Source organism: Pseudoalteromonas sp. TP27 (genome assembly GCF_056470645.1).
In genome coordinates, this window is sequence record NZ_JARDAK010000004.1 from 261,249 (window position 1) to 278,534 (window position 17,286).

Below are 17,286 nucleotides of genomic sequence, written 5' to 3' on the forward strand. Positions count from 1 at the left end.
CAGCAACTGTATGCTTGCTGCAGTTATCTTTAGTATAAAGCTATAACACTACTGACAAAAAGACACACAATGAAAAAATCAGTTTATGTACCCGCATTACTGTTTAGCGCACTTGTAACAAGTGCCTGCTCAGATAATAATAAAACCGAACCGCAGCAAATGCCTAAGCAGGTTCAAAACGAGTTAACAAAGCCTGTTGTATACCAAGTATTTACACGTTTATTTGGTAACACACAAACCGCAAATGTACCTTGGGGTACAAAAGAGCAAAATGGTGTAGGCAAATTTGCAGACTTTAACGATGCTGCACTAGCTGGTATTAAAGAGCTAGGGACTACTCATGTTTGGTATACAGGTGTTTTACATCATGCGCTAGTGGGCGATTATACCGAGTATGGGATTACGCAAGACGACCCTGATGTAGTTAAAGGCCGTGCAGGTTCACCTTATGCAATCAAAGATTACTACGACGTTAACCCCGATTTAGCCATAAATGTGACTAATAGGTTGGGTGAGTTTAGTGATCTGATTGAGCGCACTCATCAACATGGTATGAAAGTGGTTATTGATATTGTGCCTAACCATGTTGCGCGTGATTATAAATCAGTAGCAAAACCCAAAGGAGTAAAAGACTTTGGTGAGCAAGACGACACCAGCAAAGAGTACGATAAAAATAATAACTTTTATTATGTACCAGGTCAGTCTTTTCAGGTTCCAACATCACAAAGCTATACAGTTTTAGGGGGTAATACTCACCCTTTAGCTGATGGTTTTTTTGACGAAACACCCGCTAAATGGACGGGTAATGGGGCGCGTGCACCAAAGCCAGATATTAACGATTGGTATGAAACCGTAAAAGTTAACTACGGTGTAAAGCCTGATGGCAGCTATGACTTTCCTGTATTACCTAAAGAGCTAGAAAACCAAGATTATCGCGCTCATTATGCGTTTTGGCAAAATAAAGAGCTTCCTAATAGTTGGTATAAATTTAGAGACATCACTTTGTACTGGCTTGATAAAGGCGTTGATGGCTTTAGATACGATATGGCCGAAATGGTGCCAGTTGAATTTTGGAGCTTTTTAAACTCATCAATCAAAATGCAAAAACCGGATGCATTTTTATTGGCTGAAGTTTATAACCCGCAAATGTACAGAGCCTATATTCAGCAAGGAAAAATGGATTATCTGTACGATAAAGTCGGCTTTTACGACACATTAAAGGCCATTATGCAGGGTAAGCAAGCTGCTAATACGATTTTTGCAGCCCAAAGCCAAGTTAATGATATTGAATCGCACATGTTGCACTTTTTAGAAAACCATGACGAACAACGCATTGCGAGCCCTGATTTTGCAGGTGATGCACGCTGGGGGAAACCAGCAATGGTAGTTTCTAGCTTAATTAGTCGTGCACCTACTTTATTATACTTCGCTCAAGATGTAGGGGAGGACGGCTCTGAAAACGCAGGTTTTGGCACATCTACTCGTACCAGTATTTTTGACTACATTGGTGTACCCGCGCATCAAGCATGGATGAATGACGGCAAATTCGTTGGCGCTAACTTAACGAGCGAGCAAGCATCACTTCGTGATTATTATAAATCAATAATGGCTCTTAATAGTTTGCCGGCTGTTGTAGGTGGAAATATGACAGCGCTTTCGCTTAGTGGTAGCGAACGCGTTGCTGGTTTTGTACGCACGTTAGGCCAGCAATCGATTTATGTATTTAGTAATTTTAGTGAGGAGCCACAAACGGTGGTTATTAACTTAACACCACAGCAAGCAAATACCTTTGAGCGAAATAAACCGCTACACGACTTACTTGAACAAAATACCACGAAGCTCATTACCGACGGGCAAGTTACAAAGCTTACGCTCACGCTAAACGCATTTAGTAGCGCAGTGTTAACTAATAAGGCTAATCATGAATAATCAAAATAATAATTATGACAGCAACAAACCAAATCTGAGCTTTTGGCAAATATGGAATATGTGCTTTGGTTTTTTAGGCATTCAATTTGGTTTTGCACTGCAAAACGGCAATGTGAGCCGTATTTTTCAAACGCTTGGCGCACAAGTTGATGATATTCCTATTTTATGGGTAGCAGCACCTTTAACGGGTTTAATAGTGCAACCAATAATTGGTTATTGGAGTGATAAAACATGGGGACGTTTTGGTCGTCGTCGTCCGTTCTTTTTTTTAGGGGCGGTACTTACTACTATTTCACTCTTTATTATGCCGCACTCGCCAACGCTCTGGATTGCTGCAGGTATGTTGTGGATTATGGATGCGTCAATCAACGTTACTATGGAACCTTTTAGAGCACTTGTTGGCGATAACTTGCCAGAAAAACAACGTGCTACAGGTTACGGCTTACAAAGCTTTTTTATTGGTATTGGTGCTGTACTAGCCTCAGCATTACCATGGATGATGACTAATTGGTTTGATGTTAGTAATACCGCTGCTGCAGGAGAAATACCTGAGTCTGTTAAATATTCATTTTATTGGGGTGGGGTTGTATTACTAGTTGCAGTTCTTTGGACAGTTATGCGAACCAAAGAATATAGCCCTGAGCAATTAGCTGCTTTTGAAAACCAAACTACCAAACCGACTAACACCGCATTAGTAGATATCAACTTCAATAAAGGTGCCATTATTTTTGTGGTGCTAGGTTTAGCAACCCTTGCATTAGTAATGGGTTTATCGCTTGAAAAAGAGTTATACCTACTTGCTGGTGGTTTATTAGCGTTTGGTATTGTGCAGTGGATAGCGGGTGCTTTAAAAGGCGCAAATAAAACACAAGGCGGCTTTTATCAAGTAGTACAAGATGTATTTACTATGCCAGAGGCAATGAAGCAGCTAGCGTGGGTACAGTTTTTTAGCTGGTTTACGTTATTTGCTATGTGGATATACACCACAGCCGCAGTAACAAGCTTTCATTATGGTAGCAGCGATGCAACCAGTAAAGCATTCAACGATGGTGCCGACTGGGTCGGTATTTTATTTGCCGCTTACAATGGTTTTGCGGCCATTGCAGCAATGTGTATTCCGTTTTTAGTTAAAAAAATGGGCTTAAAAGGCGCACATTGCTTTAACTTATTACTAGGCGCATTAGGCCTTGCGAGCTTTATGTTTATAACAGACCCTAAAATGCTAATTATACCTATGATAGGCGTTGGCTTTGCATGGGCGTCTATTTTGTCGCTTCCTTACGCCATGTTAAGTAATGCACTACCGAGTAATAAAATGGGCGTTTATATGGGGATATTTAATTTCTTCATCGTTATTCCACAGTTATTAGCCGCGAGTATTTTAGGGCTTATTTTACGCCACGTATTTTCGAACCAGCCTATTTACGCATTATTAATTGGTGCAGCATCATTTGTTGTTGCTGCGATTGCTGTTATGCGCGTTAAAAATTCAAACTAAGGGTCACACAATGAAAAAATATAACCTTATTACCGCTTCTCTTTTAACTTTGGGTTTAACGGCCTGTGGTGCACAAAATACGAATAACGAAAATATCGACACTACAGTTTCAGCCGCTCCTGGCGCACCAGGCGCTGAACCATTTTGGGCTTACGCGGGTAAAACCGGAATTGGTACTTCTTTTGAGCAATACCAAAACGGCCTATATAATAACAACGCTGCGACAGGTGAAGTATCAAAAGTATGGTTTTCAATTGCTAAAGGTATGATCACCGAAACTATGTTTGGACTCATTCACCAAGCGCAAATTAAAGATATGCAGTTTGTAGTAACCGGTAAAGATTTTACAGTTACTGAAGCAGACGATTTAGACGTTAGCATTGATTACTTACATAAAGACGATAAAGGCAGACCACTATCGCTTGCTTACAAAGTAACAAGTACAGATAAGAAAGGGCGTTTTACCCTCGAAAAACACATATTCACCGATCCTGACGGACAAACATTGTTTGTGCGTACTGTATTTAATACATCACTTGAAGGTGTAAAAGCGTATGTAGTTGTTAATCCATACATTAACAACAACGGTTTAGGTGATTTTGCAAAAACAACTGAGCAAGGTTTAGTTGCTTGGGAAGACGATAACTTTTTAACACTGCAATCATCTACTCCATTTAAAATGAAAAGCGTTGGCTTTGCAGGTGTAAGCGATGGCATTACGTCACTTAAAACTAAACAACGACTCAGTGAGCAATATGTAAATACAGGGAGTGAATCGGGCAATGTCAGTATGTTGGCAGAGCTTGGCAGTATAAGTAGTAATACCACGTTTGATTTAGCACTTAGTTTTGGTAAAACGCAGATACAAAGCCAGCAACAAGGTGCACAGAGCTTATCTAAAGGTTATCAAAGAGTGCTCGATGCCTACAACGGTAAAGGTGAAGCGCTAGGATGGGAGGATTATCTACAAAGCCTTGAGCCATTAAATACAATGGTTAAGCAAACAGCCGATAACGGAAAGCTACTCTATACCAGTGCAATGGTGCTAAAAGCGCAAGAAGATAAAACGAATGCGGGCGCGCTTATCGCCTCGCTTTCTAACCCTTGGGGTGAAACGGTTTCGGCCAAAGAAGGGTCGACGGGTTATAAAGCGGTATGGGTTCGTGATTTTTATCAAGTAGCGATGGCGTTTATGGCTTTGGGTGATACTGCTACAGCTAAAACTGCCTTCGAATATCTTGAAAAAGTACAAGTTAACAGTAAAACCCCCGGTAACAATGGCGACACTGGCTGGTTTTTACAAAAAACACATGTAGACGGTGAACTTGAGTGGGTAGGGGTACAGCTTGATCAAACGGCAATGCCAATTATGCTCGCGTGGAAGTTACATCAAGCAAACGTACTAAGCGATACCGAGCTTAAAGATTGGTACGTACGCATGCTAAAACCGGCAGCTGACTTTTTAGTTGATGGCGGAAGGGCTAAAATTTTATGGAACGATACGCAAATTACTCCACCTGCAACACAGCAAGAGCGCTGGGAAGAGCAAAGTGGTTATTCTCCCTCTACAACGGCTGCCGTTGTTGCTGGTCTTATAACAGCCAGTGACATAGCAACACTCAGTGGCGATACTCAAAATGCAGAGCGTTATTTAGCAACGGCTAAAAAATATAACAGTGATATAGAGTCGCAAATGTTTACTACCCAAGGTAATTTAAAAGGTGATAGCACCGATGGCGAGTATTTTATTCGTATAGGTCAAGACACTGATGCTAACTCTAATACTAAAATTAACGCCAACAATGGCCGTGAAGGTTTTAACAAAAAGCAGATTTTAGACGGTGGGTTTTTAGAATTAGTCCGCTATGGAGTAAGAAGTGCCAACGATTCAAGCATCATTAAAACCCTGCCTGAGTATGACGACGAAACGCTTGAAGATAATCTACAAGTTAAATACAGCTTTAACTTTACCGATGGCAGCGGCACATTTGCAGGCTATCGCCGCTATGGTAACGACGGTTATGGTGAAGATGAAACCACAGGTACTAATTACGCCGAAAGCGGGAGTAACACACCAGGGCAACGTGGCCGTGTATGGCCATTTTTTACAGGTGAGCGCGGGCATTATGAAATCGCCGCTGCAAATGCAAATAATGCGCTAGATGATAAAAAACAAAGCGAGATCAAAAACAGCTATGTTAAAGGCTTAGAGCAATTTGCTAATAGCGGAATGATGCTACCTGAGCAAGTATGGGATGGCGTAGGCGTAAATAAAGCAGGTTATGAGTTAGGCGAGGGCACAAACTCAGCAACACCTTTAGCATGGACACACGCAGAATACATTAAGCTTGTGCGCTCACTCAGTGATAAACAAGTTTGGGACTATTACCCTATAGTTGCCGAATCGCTTAAAGACTAATATATAATACCAATTCGCTTAATTAAGTGAGCTATTTTGAGGCAGGAAAAACGTGTTGTTAGCTAGGCAAAAAATTCGCTATTTAGTTGTTCTCGGCAATTGCTCCTGCATTGCTCTACCTTCTGCATCCATGCAGTCGTAAATGAGGGTTTTTTAACGCAGTTAGCGACACGTTTAGCCCCGCAAAATGATTAAGTATTATTGCGGATTGGTATAAAATGCTGTAGTTATTAAAAAAGGCTTCTAAATTTATTTAGGAGCCTTTTTATTATATTGAAGTCTTATTAGTATATTTAAAGTTTAACTGCTACTTTTTCGAGAAATTAATACAGGTGGAAGTAGGGTACTTTGTACTTCTTCACCACGTATCAGTTTTAATAAGTTCTCTACTAGCATTTGCCCTGCAACAGTGGTGTTTTGCTCTATCGTCGTCAGCGGTGGGTTTACATAACTAGCAATGGCTATGTTATCAAAGCCGACTACGGCTACATCTTTTGGTACATTGATATTAGCTTCTTTAAGCGCCCGTATTGCACCAATAGCAATTAAGTCGCTTGCGGCAAATAAGGCGTTAAATTTAATATTATTAGCGATAAGCGAGCGAGTAGCGTGATACCCAGATTCTTCAGTGGATATAGCGTTAGCCATTTTACGTTCATTTATTTTAACATTGTTAGCCAATAGCTCGTCTTTAAACCCCTGAAAGCGACTAAAAAATTCGGGGCTGTGATCAGATGCATCACCAATAAAAGCGCAATCAGTTCTGCTATGAGCAATAAAGTGCTCAGCGGCAAGCTTACCGCCACCGTAGTTGTCACAACAAACAGTTAAATCGGGTCGATTATCGACGGTTGCCCCCCAACAAACAAACTTAGTGTTTTGTTCAAGTAAGGTGCTAAATTTTGGTTGGTAATCAATGTAATCGCCATAGCCGAGTAAAATAATACCATCAGCTCTGTGGCTATCTTCGTAGTCTGCTTGCCAATCTGCACTAGCCGATTGAAATGAAACTAATAAATCGTAACCTTCTTTAGCGCAAGCACGGGTAATGCTGCCAAGCATGGCTAAAAAGAAAGGGTTAATTTGTGATTCGTCAGAAGTGGGGTCTTCAAATAAAAGTAATGCAAGCGTACTACTTTGCTGAGTGCGTAAGTTACTGGCATTTTTATCAACTTTATAATTTAGTTTTTTAGCTATATCAAAAACACGCTTACGTGTTTCTTCATTAACAAGATGGCTGTTACGTAAAGCGCGAGATACAGTTGATTGAGATACCCCTGCATAGTGGGCAATATCAAATGAGGTGGCTTTACCTTTCATCGTTACAACTTAATTAGTTTGATAAATAATTGTGTCATTTTCGTTTATTAATGAATAATTTCAAGCTTTTTGTGAATTAACGTATATTTTTATTGATAAACGGCTGACACCGGTGTCATAATGTCAATGTTTTATCATTTTGTTGTCAAAACGTATTCGCTGTCTATATCTTTATAGGCAGCATTTTTTACTGTGATAGCTACTTTGAGGTGATAGCTCAAAGTATAAATAACAATGGTACACCATTGTAAAATAATAAGCATGAGTCGCTTAACAAAAGAGATAATACTATGAGCCCAAACGCTTCTGCACAATTTGATCCCATCTTAGTTGCTGATGTTGGCGGCACTAATGCCCGCTTTGCTTTAATCACTGCTTTTAATGAACACACCAACCAATTTGTAATAGAGCACATTAATATTTTCCCTAGTGCTAATTTTGGCTCACTTCAAAGTGCGCTTGAGCAATATTTACAAACAGTCCCGCATATTACACCTAAACGCGCATGTTTAGCCGTTGCAGGCCCAATCAAAGCCGGGCAAGTGCATTTAACTAATTTAGGTTGGCATTTTAGCGTCAGTGAATTTAAAACTCATTTTGATTTACAACAACTAGAAGTCATAAACGATTTTGCTGCCTTTGCATACGCCGCCCCGTATTTAGATCCTAAACAAAATGTCATTGTTAAATCGGGTCAAGCTGATGATAATGCAAACATTGGTGTTATAGGTCCAGGTACTGGTTTTGGTGCCGCGTGCTTAGTTAGAACGTCGCAATCTACCGCTGTTTTAAGTTCTGAAGGGGGGCATATATCGCTAGCACCTGTTAATGAGCTCGATACCTTATTATTAAATGAATTACGCAAAGATCATCCTCATGTTTCTATCGAAACTGTATTTTCAGGCCCTGGCATTGCGCATTTGTACAAGGCCATGGCTGCGGTTAAGGGTGTAACAGCTAAGAATTTAGATGCTGCGCAAATAAGTAGTCTAGCAAATAGCGGTGAATGTGCTGTTTGTGATGCAACGCTTAACCAATTTTGTGATTGGATTGGCAGCGTAGCCGGCGATTTAGCCGTTGTTTACGGCGCTTTAGGCGGATTATTTATTGGTGGTGGAATACTGCCTCGTATGCAAGCAAGACTTCTAGAGAGTCGTTTTGTTGAACGATTTTCTCAAAAGGGTATTATGTCGCAGTACGCAGGACAAATCCCTGTAACACTTGTAACACAAGACAATATACCGCTTATCGGCGCTGCTGCGTGTTTACACAATAGCAAATAGGGCTTTGGCCTTATTGGTTGTATTTGGATAATGGATAGATGAAAAAAGTAACCATAAATAGTGTAGCAAGCCATGCTGGGGTTTCTAAAAAAACCGTTTCGCGTGTTTTAAATAATGAGCCTAATGTAAGTGCCGCCACCCGAGAAAAGGTACTCGCGGTATTTAAAGAACTCGATTACACACCTAACCCTATTGCGCGTGGTCTTGCACAAAATCGTAGTTTTATTATTGGTTGTCTTTACGATAATCCCAGTAAAAGTTACATCACTCGGGTGCAAACGGGCGCTTTAGAAGCATGCAAAGAAAATAACTATAACTTATTGATACACCCTTGTGAGTTTCGTGGTGAAGCCCTTATAAATAATATTGAGCAATTACTACAGACTTCTCGATTAGATGGCATTGTATTAACACCTCCTTTTGGTGATTTTGCCGAGCTGGTTTCATTTTTAAAATCTAAAAAAATCCCTTACGCAAGAGTTGCATCGGCTTTACTTCAAGATGACTCAATTTCTGTGCGTAGCAACGATGAGCAAGGCGCATTTGAAATTACCGAGCATTTAATTAGTCTTGGTCATAAATCAATTGCGTTTATTAAAGGGCACCCCGATCACAGTGCCACGCAACAGCGTTTTAAAGGCTACAGACGTTCACTTGCAAGCCATGGAATAGAGTTTGATGAGCGCTTAGTAGAGGAGGGTAACTTTAGTTATCACTCAGGTGTCGACAGCGCGCGCAGTATTTTAGACTTATCACCTAGGCCAACAGCTGTATTTGCATCAAATGATTACATGGCGGCTGCGGTGTTAAAATTAGCTACCCAGCGCCAATTAAAAGTACCTGATGATATTTCTATTGCGGGCTTTGATAACGCACCTATTGCACGTCATATTTGGCCTGGTTTAACGACTATTGCACAACCGGTTGAAGAAATGACAAAACAAGCCGTAACGCAGCTTATATCTCACATAGCTCAGCCTCAAGAACAACCATACCAAGTAACGCTTGAATCGCGCTTAATTACACGTGAGTCAACCGCAGCTGTAAAATAGTAAGCTAAAAGCACTTTCACAGTAGCCCGAATATGAGTGACGCTTATTCGGGCTTTTTTTTGCTCTGAACTTGCTAAAATATACTTTGTGCCTAAAAATCAAATAGGTCATTATTCGGTCATGTTAAAATATTAAACTATTTTTGTTACCTAGGGTTGACACCGGTGTCATTGCTATGCGTTAATACAGTGACACCGGTGTCAGGGTTGTTGTGAGAGGCTCCCTGGTAGCGTACCTTTGAACGGGTAAATCAAAGATGCTCAGTACAGTTATTTACGTGGAGTCTGTAGTTGCTACTGAGCCTTTATCCTCTAACTAATAGAGATGAGTTAAATTATGTTACATCCTCGTATTCAAGAAGTTACCCAGCGCGTTATCGAGCGCAGTAAAAATACCCGTCAAGATTATTTAGAACGTATTTCGCACACAAAAAAACAAACAAGAGTTCGTGCCGGTTTAGGTTGCGGAAATATAGCCCATGTTATGGCTGCTTGTAGCAGTGATGACAAAGCGCGCTTAAAGGCTGATGAGCAGCCAAATCTTGCTATTATCAACTCATATAACGATATGCTTTCGGCTCATGTGCCATACAAAGATTACCCAGATTTAATTAAAGACATTGCTACCAAATTCGATGCTACAGCACAAGTTGCTGGTGGCGTTCCTGCAATGTGTGATGGTGTTACGCAAGGGCGTGACGGCATGGAACTTTCGCTTTTTTCTCGTGATGTAATTGCTATGTCAACGGCTATTTCTCTTTCGCACGATGTGTTTGATGGCGTTTTTTGTTTAGGCGTTTGTGACAAAATAGTCCCGGGTTTATTAATTGGTGCATTGTCGTTTGGTCATTTACCTGTGTTCTTTTTACCAGCAGGCCCAATGCAGTCAGGTATTCCTAATAAAGAAAAAGCACGTATTCGTCAAAAATTTGCACAAGGTTTAGTAAGCCGTGAAGACTTATTAGAAGCTGAAAGCGCGTCTTATCACAGCGCAGGTACTTGTACGTTCTACGGTACTGCAAACTCAAACCAAATGTTAATGGAAATAATGGGCTTACACCTTCCAGGTAGCTCGTTTATTAATCCTTACACTGAGCTTCGCGATGGTCTTACAGGTAATGCTGTAGAAACTATGCTTAAGCAACTTACAGATGATAAAGAAAGCCCATGTTTAGCTGATGTGATCAGCGAAAAAACGATCATAAACGGCTTAGTAGGCCTGCTTTCTACAGGTGGTTCTACTAACCATGCAATTCATATTGTTGCGATAGCAAAAGCTGCGGGCATTCAGGTTACGTGGAAAGACATGTCTGATTTATCAGAAGTTGTACCACTGCTTACACGTATTTACCCTAATGGTTCAGCTGATGTAAACCACTTCCAAGCAGCTGGCGGTATGGGTTTCTTAATGCGAGAGCTAGCAAGCGCTGGTTATTTACACACAGACGTTAAAACAATGCTAGGTGATGGTTTAGCGCCATACATGACAGAGCCTCGTTTAGATAAAGACGATAGCCTGATCATGAGCAACTCAACCGGCCCAACTAAAGTTAAATGGGTAGATTGCCCAGCAAACTCACACGATGAAGAAGTACTTCGCCCAGTGAGTAACCCATTTAGTAAGCAAGGTGGTCTGCAACTTCTAACGGGTAACTTAGGTAAAGCCGTTATAAAAGTGTCAGCAGTTGCTATTGAACATCAGGTTGTTACTGCTCCTGCAAAAGTATTTAGCTCACAAAGTGCTTTGCAAGATGCATACACGCGTGGCGAATTAAACCAAGACTTTATTGCCGTGCTAAAAGAGCAAGGCCCTAAAGCGAAAGGTATGCCAGAGCTACATAAATTAACGCCAGTAATGGCAACGCTTCAAGATGAAGGCTTTAAAGTAGCCATTGTTACTGACGGTCGTATGTCGGGTGCATCAGGTAAAGTACCAGCTGCTATTCACTTAGCACCAGAGGCAGTAGAAGGCGGCATTATTGCTAAAATCCGAGAAGGTGATTTAGTGACACTTGATGCGCCAAACGGAATATTAAAAGTACACGTTAGCGACGAAGAACTTGCTAAACGTGAAGCAGAACTTAGCCTGCCAAGTGCCACATTTGGTACAGGTCGCGAATTATTTACTGGATTTAGAAATATCGTAAGCAGTGCCGATTTAGGCGCGAGTGCTTTTGGACTTGAATAAATATTAGCCATACTGGGTAATGAGGAACAAGTAATGAGTATTGAAAAAATCTTAGCATCGGCACCCGTAGTGCCAGTGGTTGTAATCGAAAAATTAGAAGATGCAGCACCACTTGCAAGAGCGTTATATAACGGTGGCTTAAAAGCCTTAGAAATAACACTACGTACACCTATTGCTGCAGAAGCTGTAAAGCTGATGAAAGCAGAAGTACCTGAAGCCTATGTAGGTACTGGTACGGTAGTAGATAAAGCAAGTTTTGATCTTTCGGTTGCCGCAGGTGCAGATTTTATGGTGAGTCCAGGTGTGAGCGATGAGCTTATTGCTTTGGCTAAAACATCAGATATACCATTTTTACCAGGCGCTGCAACTGCAAGTGAAGTTATGCAACTTGCGTCGCACGGTTTTAAGTATTTAAAATTCTTCCCAGCAGAAGCTGCAGGCGGAACAGCCATGCTTAAATCAATCGGTGGCCCATTACCACATATTACTTTTTGCCCAACTGGCGGCATTAGCTTAGCAACCGCACCTAATTATTTAGCGCTTAATAACGTTATATGTGTTGGTGGTACGTGGATGCTAGATAAACAACTAATTGAAAATAAAGACTGGCAAGCAATTGAAGCGCTTGCTCGCCAAGCAAGTGAACTTAAATAGGAGTCTAAAATGATTAATGTAGCAATTAACGGTTACGGCCGTATCGGTAGAAATGTTTTACGTGCACTTTATGAGTCAGCTCAAAACAGCGAAATTAAAATTGTAGCAATTAACGATTTAGCACCTGCTAACGTTAATGCACATTTAACGCAGTATGACTCAGTTCATGGTCAATTTTCTAAAAAAGTAACACTTGAAAATAACACGATGCTAATTGACGATGACGTAATTACGTTAACGCAAGAGCGTGACCCTGCAAATTTACCGTGGAAAGCACTAAACGTAGATATCGTTTTAGAATGTACTGGTTTTTTCACTAAACGCGAAGATGCAGCTAAACATATTACTGCAGGCGCTAAAAAAGTAATCGTTTCTGCTCCAGGTAAAGATATGGATGCAACAGTGGTTCATGGTGTAAATAGCGATGTAATTAACGCTGATAGCCACATCATCTCAAATGCTTCTTGTACTACTAACTGTTTAGCACCGCTTGCAAAAGCAATTAACGACACAGTAGGTATTGAAAAAGGTAGCATGACTACTATTCATTCTTATACGAATGATCAAAATTTATCTGACGTATACCACCCAGATCTATATCGTGCTCGTAGTGCAACTCAATCTATGATCCCAACTAAAACAGGTGCTGCGGCAGCTGTTGGTTTAGTATTACCAGAACTTGCTGGTAAATTAGACGGTATGTCGGTACGTGTACCAACAATCAACGTATCTTTAGTTGATTTTACGTTTATTACTAAGCGCGATACGACTGCAGAAGAAATCAATGCAATCATGAAAGAAGCGTCAACGGGTTCAATGAAAGATATTTTACAATATAATGAGCTTCCGCTTGTTTCTATCGACTTTAACCATAACCCTGCGTCATCTATCTTTGATGCAACGCAAACTAAAGCCGATGGCAATCTAGTAAAAGTAATGGCTTGGTACGACAACGAATGGGGTTTCTCAAACCGCATGTTAGACCAAGTTAAAGCATTAGGTGCATTTTTATAAGCCCTAGTGTTGTAAAGTTTTAGCTTTATCCAACCAAGCCACGCATTGCGTGGCTTTTTTGTGTTTGGCTTATCTGTATATTTGCAACTTATACCAATCTGCATAAATCTTTGATCAATTTAACGAATTAAATTTCACTATAACGTCGTTAAAAATTTTTTATTTACGACTGCATGGATGCAGGAGGTAGAGCAATGCAGGGAGCAATTGCCGAGAACAACTAGATACAAAAATTTTTGCCTAGTTATAGCGTAATTTTCTTAACGTTAAATAGACCCCGTATATAAGCAGATTGGTATTAGACTATGGAGGGAACTATTTATATTTTTTAACCCCTAAATTTTGTTAATATTGGGGCATGGAAATCTCGTTATATTTAAACGACGCAAGGAATAATAACAATGATCAAAGCTTTATCACGAAAAATATTTCGCACAAATCATCTACAAATAGGTGAGGGGAACATAAGTGGCTACATAGCCTGCTTTTTAGCAATACTGAGTTGCTTAGGCGTATTAGCGTTTCACTTTCCTGAATACTTAACCACACCAGAGCTGAGAAAAAGCTACAGTGTCGATTTTTTACGTCAGCTTATGTTTGTATCATTATTGGTCTCGGGCAGTTTAGGGCTACTTAACTTTGTACGTAATACCAATAAGCGTTTAGGGGCTACAGCGTGGTTTTTTATTATATTGTCAATTATGTTTGGCGGACCAAACGTTGAGGTAAACGAGTTTGCAAGCGACACGCCTTACATAGGGCTCGATTGGTTTATTTTAGATTTACTCGGCTCAACGCTTATATTTATTGTGATTGAAAAGCTACTACCACATCGTAAAGATCAAAAAATATTACGTAGCGAATGGCGAGGCGATTTAAACCACTTTTTTGTAAATCATTTAATTATTGGTTTTGTATTACTCGTTACTAACCATTTTGTACATTATGGCTTTGGCTGGGCTGTATCATCTACAGTACAAGGTTATATAGAGCAAACACCATTTGTAGTGCAGCTGTTTTTAATAATACTCGTGGCTGATTTAATGCAGTATTGGGTGCATCGCGCATATCACGAAGTTCCTTTATTATGGCGTTTTCATGGTGTACATCACAGCGCCAAAGAAATGGATTGGTTAGCGGGCTCTCGCCAGCATATTCTTGAAATACTCGTTACTCGCAGCTTAGTGCTCACGCCCATATTTGTACTTGGGTTTTCACAGCAAATAATTAGTTTGTACGTCATTATTGTGGGTTTGCAGGCTGTGTTTAATCATGCAAATGTACGTGTGAAATTTGGTTGGCTAAAATACTTTATGGTTACACCGCAGTTTCATCATTGGCATCATGCGTCAGATAAAGCCGCGATTGACCGCAACTACGCTGCGCACTTTTCGTTTTTAGACTACGCGTTTGGTACTGCTGTTAAAGGTCAAACAGAGTGGCCAAAAGCATACGGTGTAGTCGGGGATTACATGCCGATAGGTATGCTTAAACAACAGGTTTATCCGTTTAAGCGCACTAAATAAATTCGAATGTTCGAATAAATACACAATATAAACTAAAAGGGAGCAACGCGTTATATGCTGCTCCCTTTTACAATTTATTTAATTAATATTGAGTTATATATTTAGATCTTCTAATAACTCAGTAAATATAGGCCTTTGATTTAATACAGGTTGCATAGCGCGTTTTGCCATATCGGACATTTTATCAAATAGCTCACTTTGCCTATCATCGCCGGTAACCGTGCCTAATAAGTCTTCAATTAAACAGCCGAAGGCTCTTACTTCTATAAGCTCTAACTGCTTTTGTTGATACTCACTTAGTATTGTTAAATTAGTTGCCGCACCAAAATCACCAAACAAAACATCATGGTCTTGGTTAATCATAGTGTTATGCGCATAAATGTCGCCATGACTTACTTTACGAACATGTAAGTGATGCAGTGTACTTACCATTTGCTGTGCAATTTTTAAAATAGCATGAGTTGAGTAATAGCAATCATCATTAAAGGTATCACGCGTACAAGTTTCGAGGCTTGGAGGCAGGCCTAAATTAGCAAAGCTTTTATCTATTAGCTCCATCACTAAACCCAGCTGATCACTTTGTTCAATGTAGGCAAGTACTTTAATTAAATTACCGTGATCGCCAGCTTGTAAGCAGCAATTTACTTCATCAAGCGGGTAGCCGTCGCTGGTAATTGCACCCTTGAATAACTTAATTGCTACAGAGTTATCAGCCGATTTTGCTAAATGAATAACGCCCGAGGCACCTTGACCAATAACATGGCTAAGTGTGTAATCGTTAAGAGGCTTATTTTCTAAGCTGCACTTTGTAAGGCACTGGGCTTTATTAAAATCGTTACCGGCAAACGCAAGCCAAGCAAGTTTAGGCAGTTCAAAAAGCCAGTCGTCTACGTGTGTTAAGTTATTAGCAGAGAGCCTAACAAGCTCAAGGTTTTTACACTGCGCGATGCTACTTGGCAGCTGCTTAAGTTGATTGCCCGCAAGCGCGAGCTTTTTAAGCTGTGTAAATTGGCCAAAGGTTTGAGGCAGCTCAGTAATATTGTTGTCGGTTAGTATGAGCCATTCAATATTTTTTGGTAAACAATAATCACTAAACTCAGTTATTTGGTTCCCTTTAAACGCAACCATTATCAGAGCAGGGCATTTGGCTAAAACCGCAGGAATATGCTTAAACTGATTAAACGATAAAAACACACGCTTAAGGCGTGTTAAGCAGGCAAATTCATCAGGTAGTGTTGATAAGTTATTATTTGATAAATCGAGCACTTCAAGCGTATCAGCTAAGCTAAAAATTTCTTCAGGAAATGTGGTTAGCTCTTCTACTAATTGCAGGTGAGTAGCACCAACAAGCTTGCCACTTTTAAGCTCTTTAAGGGAGTTCATATATTTATACCACGTTCTAAAAATGAAAAAGCCAACATAGCTGTTGGCTTAAAGTCGTTCTAACTTACTAAATTGTTCTTTAGAATTGCGCGTTATGGTAAACGTTTTGTACATCGTCGCAATCTTCTAACATTGCTAAAAAGCGTTCCATAACTTCAACGTCTTCGCCTTCAATCGGCGTTTCAATTTGTGGCACAAAGCTAATTAAGTCTTCGTCAAATTCAGTCACGCCCATTTCTTCAAGCGCTGTTCGTGTGTTGTTGTACTCTGTGTGAGGAGCAAAAACAGTAACTTTACCGTCATCTACTTCTACGTCAGTTACATCAACATCAGCCATCATAAGGGCTTCAAGTACTGCTTCGTCGTCATCACCGTCAAATACAAAAATAGCAAGGTGATCAAATAAATGTGAAACAGAGTTTTGAGCGCCAATTTTAGCATTTGCTTTAGTAAAGCAAACACGTACATCAGCAAAGGTACGTTTGTTGTTATCTGTTAAACAGTCAACAATAATCATACAGTTACCTGGGCCGTAACCTTCGTAACGAGTTGCTGAGTAGTCTTCACCGCCGCCGCCTTTTGCTTTGTCTATTGCGCGGTCAATAACGTGTGCTGGAACTTGGTCTTTTTTAGCGCGTTCAATTAAACGACGTAATGATAAGTTACCATCTGGATCTACACCGCCGTTTTTAGCACAAATATAAATTTCTTTACCGTACTTAGAATAAACTTTAGTTTTAGCACCCGCAGTCTTAGCCATTGAATCTTTTTTGTTTTGGTAAGCTCTTCCCATCTGCGTTTCGCCTTAATATATGTAAATAATAGAATAAAATTATAGTGTGTATTCTAAAGGTAAATGCATTCAAGGGCTAGTAAGTATTAAGCTGTAGCGTTTAAAAACCATCTAAAGTGCATTTTATTGAGGCGTTTTTGCGCTGATTTAAAGAAGGTTTAAGAGCAAATTCCATCCAATAAAAAGGCAACTCATTTAATGAGTTGCCTAAAGAGTAATAAAATTAAA

The 17,286-nt window shown here is 40.1% G+C and carries 12 protein-coding genes; 9 read left to right on the forward strand and 3 right to left on the reverse strand.

Annotation, left to right across the window (positions count from 1 at the left end):
• The first annotated feature begins 69 nt into the window (after nt 1–69).
• Genes PX700_RS07625 through PX700_RS07635 form a run of 3 tightly spaced genes read left to right on the forward strand, consistent with a single transcriptional unit; the run spans nt 70 to nt 5,846 of the window.
• Nucleotides 70–1,929 carry an alpha-amylase family glycosyl hydrolase gene (locus PX700_RS07625; RefSeq protein ID WP_479520397.1) on the forward strand — a complete coding sequence of 620 codons (1,860 nt, stop codon included), beginning with the start codon at nt 70–72 and terminating at the stop codon, nt 1,927–1,929.
• Nucleotides 1,922–3,427, forward strand: a complete 1,506-nt coding sequence (locus PX700_RS07630; protein WP_479520398.1) for an MFS transporter — start codon at nt 1,922–1,924, stop codon at nt 3,425–3,427. Before PX700_RS07625 ends, PX700_RS07630 begins: the two co-directional genes overlap by 8 nt.
• 10 nt (nt 3,428–3,437) lie before the next feature.
• The gene (locus tag PX700_RS07635; RefSeq protein WP_479520399.1) at nt 3,438–5,846 is read left to right on the forward strand and encodes a glucan 1,4-alpha-glucosidase; all 2,409 of its coding nucleotides are present in this window, start codon (nt 3,438–3,440) and stop codon (nt 5,844–5,846) included.
• Nucleotides 5,847–6,146: 300 nt separating this feature from the next.
• Here the strand turns inward: PX700_RS07635 and PX700_RS07640 are convergent, their stop codons facing one another.
• Nucleotides 6,147–7,166 carry a LacI family DNA-binding transcriptional regulator gene (locus PX700_RS07640; protein WP_166376258.1) on the reverse strand — a complete coding sequence of 340 codons (1,020 nt, stop codon included), beginning with the start codon at nt 7,164–7,166 and terminating at the stop codon, nt 6,147–6,149.
• A 290-nt stretch (nt 7,167–7,456) separates the two neighbouring features.
• Between PX700_RS07640 and glk the strand changes: the two genes are divergently transcribed.
• The 6 genes from glk (at nt 7,457) to PX700_RS07670 (ending at nt 14,882) form a co-directional block, all read left to right on the forward strand.
• Nucleotides 7,457–8,449 carry a glucokinase gene (glk, locus tag PX700_RS07645; protein WP_197139517.1) on the forward strand — a complete coding sequence of 331 codons (993 nt, stop codon included), beginning with the start codon at nt 7,457–7,459 and terminating at the stop codon, nt 8,447–8,449.
• A 38-nt stretch (nt 8,450–8,487) separates the two neighbouring features.
• Entirely contained in the window at nt 8,488–9,501 is a 1,014-nt protein-coding gene (locus tag PX700_RS07650) for a LacI family DNA-binding transcriptional regulator (RefSeq protein ID WP_479520400.1), read from the forward strand.
• Nucleotides 9,502–9,837: 336 nt separating this feature from the next.
• Nucleotides 9,838–11,688, forward strand: a complete 1,851-nt coding sequence (gene edd / locus PX700_RS07655) for a phosphogluconate dehydratase (protein WP_479520401.1) — start codon at nt 9,838–9,840, stop codon at nt 11,686–11,688.
• A gap of 33 nt (nt 11,689–11,721) precedes the next feature.
• Entirely contained in the window at nt 11,722–12,342 is a 621-nt protein-coding gene (eda, locus tag PX700_RS07660) for a bifunctional 4-hydroxy-2-oxoglutarate aldolase/2-dehydro-3-deoxy-phosphogluconate aldolase (RefSeq protein ID WP_002959756.1), read from the forward strand.
• Between the two features lie 9 nt (nt 12,343–12,351).
• Complete coding sequence (gap, locus tag PX700_RS07665) at nt 12,352–13,356, forward strand: type I glyceraldehyde-3-phosphate dehydrogenase (protein ID WP_165727417.1); 1,005 nt, start codon at nt 12,352–12,354, stop codon at nt 13,354–13,356.
• Nucleotides 13,357–13,757: 401 nt separating this feature from the next.
• Entirely contained in the window at nt 13,758–14,882 is a 1,125-nt protein-coding gene (locus PX700_RS07670; RefSeq protein ID WP_479520402.1) for a sterol desaturase family protein, read from the forward strand.
• Nucleotides 14,883–14,975: 93 nt separating this feature from the next.
• On the opposite strand, the gene PX700_RS07675 is transcribed toward PX700_RS07670, so the two are convergent.
• Both PX700_RS07675 and PX700_RS07680 read right to left on the reverse strand, forming a co-directional pair.
• Nucleotides 14,976–16,265, reverse strand: coding sequence for a leucine-rich repeat domain-containing protein (locus tag PX700_RS07675; protein WP_479520403.1), 1,290 nt, complete (start codon nt 16,263–16,265; stop codon nt 14,976–14,978).
• A 79-nt stretch (nt 16,266–16,344) separates the two neighbouring features.
• The gene (locus tag PX700_RS07680) at nt 16,345–17,058 is read right to left on the reverse strand and encodes a YebC/PmpR family DNA-binding transcriptional regulator (protein ID WP_010555049.1); all 714 of its coding nucleotides are present in this window, start codon (nt 17,056–17,058) and stop codon (nt 16,345–16,347) included.
• Nucleotides 17,059–17,286: the final 228 nt, after the last annotated feature.

Bases quoted from the DNA above. Each gene is read 5' to 3' on its own strand.
- PX700_RS07625 (WP_479520397.1), top strand. From the start codon at position 70: ATGAAAAAATCAGTTTATGTACCCGCATTACTGTTTAGCGCACTTGTA.
- PX700_RS07630 (WP_479520398.1), top strand. From the start codon at position 1,922: ATGAATAATCAAAATAATAATTATGACAGCAACAAACCAAATCTGAGC.
- PX700_RS07635 (WP_479520399.1), top strand. From the start codon at position 3,438: ATGAAAAAATATAACCTTATTACCGCTTCTCTTTTAACTTTGGGTTTA.
- PX700_RS07640 (WP_166376258.1), bottom strand. From the start codon at position 7,166: ATGAAAGGTAAAGCCACCTCATTTGATATTGCCCACTATGCAGGGGTA.
- glk (WP_197139517.1), top strand. From the start codon at position 7,457: ATGAGCCCAAACGCTTCTGCACAATTTGATCCCATCTTAGTTGCTGAT.
- PX700_RS07650 (WP_479520400.1), top strand. From the start codon at position 8,488: ATGAAAAAAGTAACCATAAATAGTGTAGCAAGCCATGCTGGGGTTTCT.
- edd (WP_479520401.1), top strand. From the start codon at position 9,838: ATGTTACATCCTCGTATTCAAGAAGTTACCCAGCGCGTTATCGAGCGC.
- eda (WP_002959756.1), top strand. From the start codon at position 11,722: ATGAGTATTGAAAAAATCTTAGCATCGGCACCCGTAGTGCCAGTGGTT.
- gap (WP_165727417.1), top strand. From the start codon at position 12,352: ATGATTAATGTAGCAATTAACGGTTACGGCCGTATCGGTAGAAATGTT.
- PX700_RS07670 (WP_479520402.1), top strand. From the start codon at position 13,758: ATGATCAAAGCTTTATCACGAAAAATATTTCGCACAAATCATCTACAA.
- PX700_RS07675 (WP_479520403.1), bottom strand. From the start codon at position 16,265: ATGAACTCCCTTAAAGAGCTTAAAAGTGGCAAGCTTGTTGGTGCTACT.
- PX700_RS07680 (WP_010555049.1), bottom strand. From the start codon at position 17,058: ATGGGAAGAGCTTACCAAAACAAAAAAGATTCAATGGCTAAGACTGCG.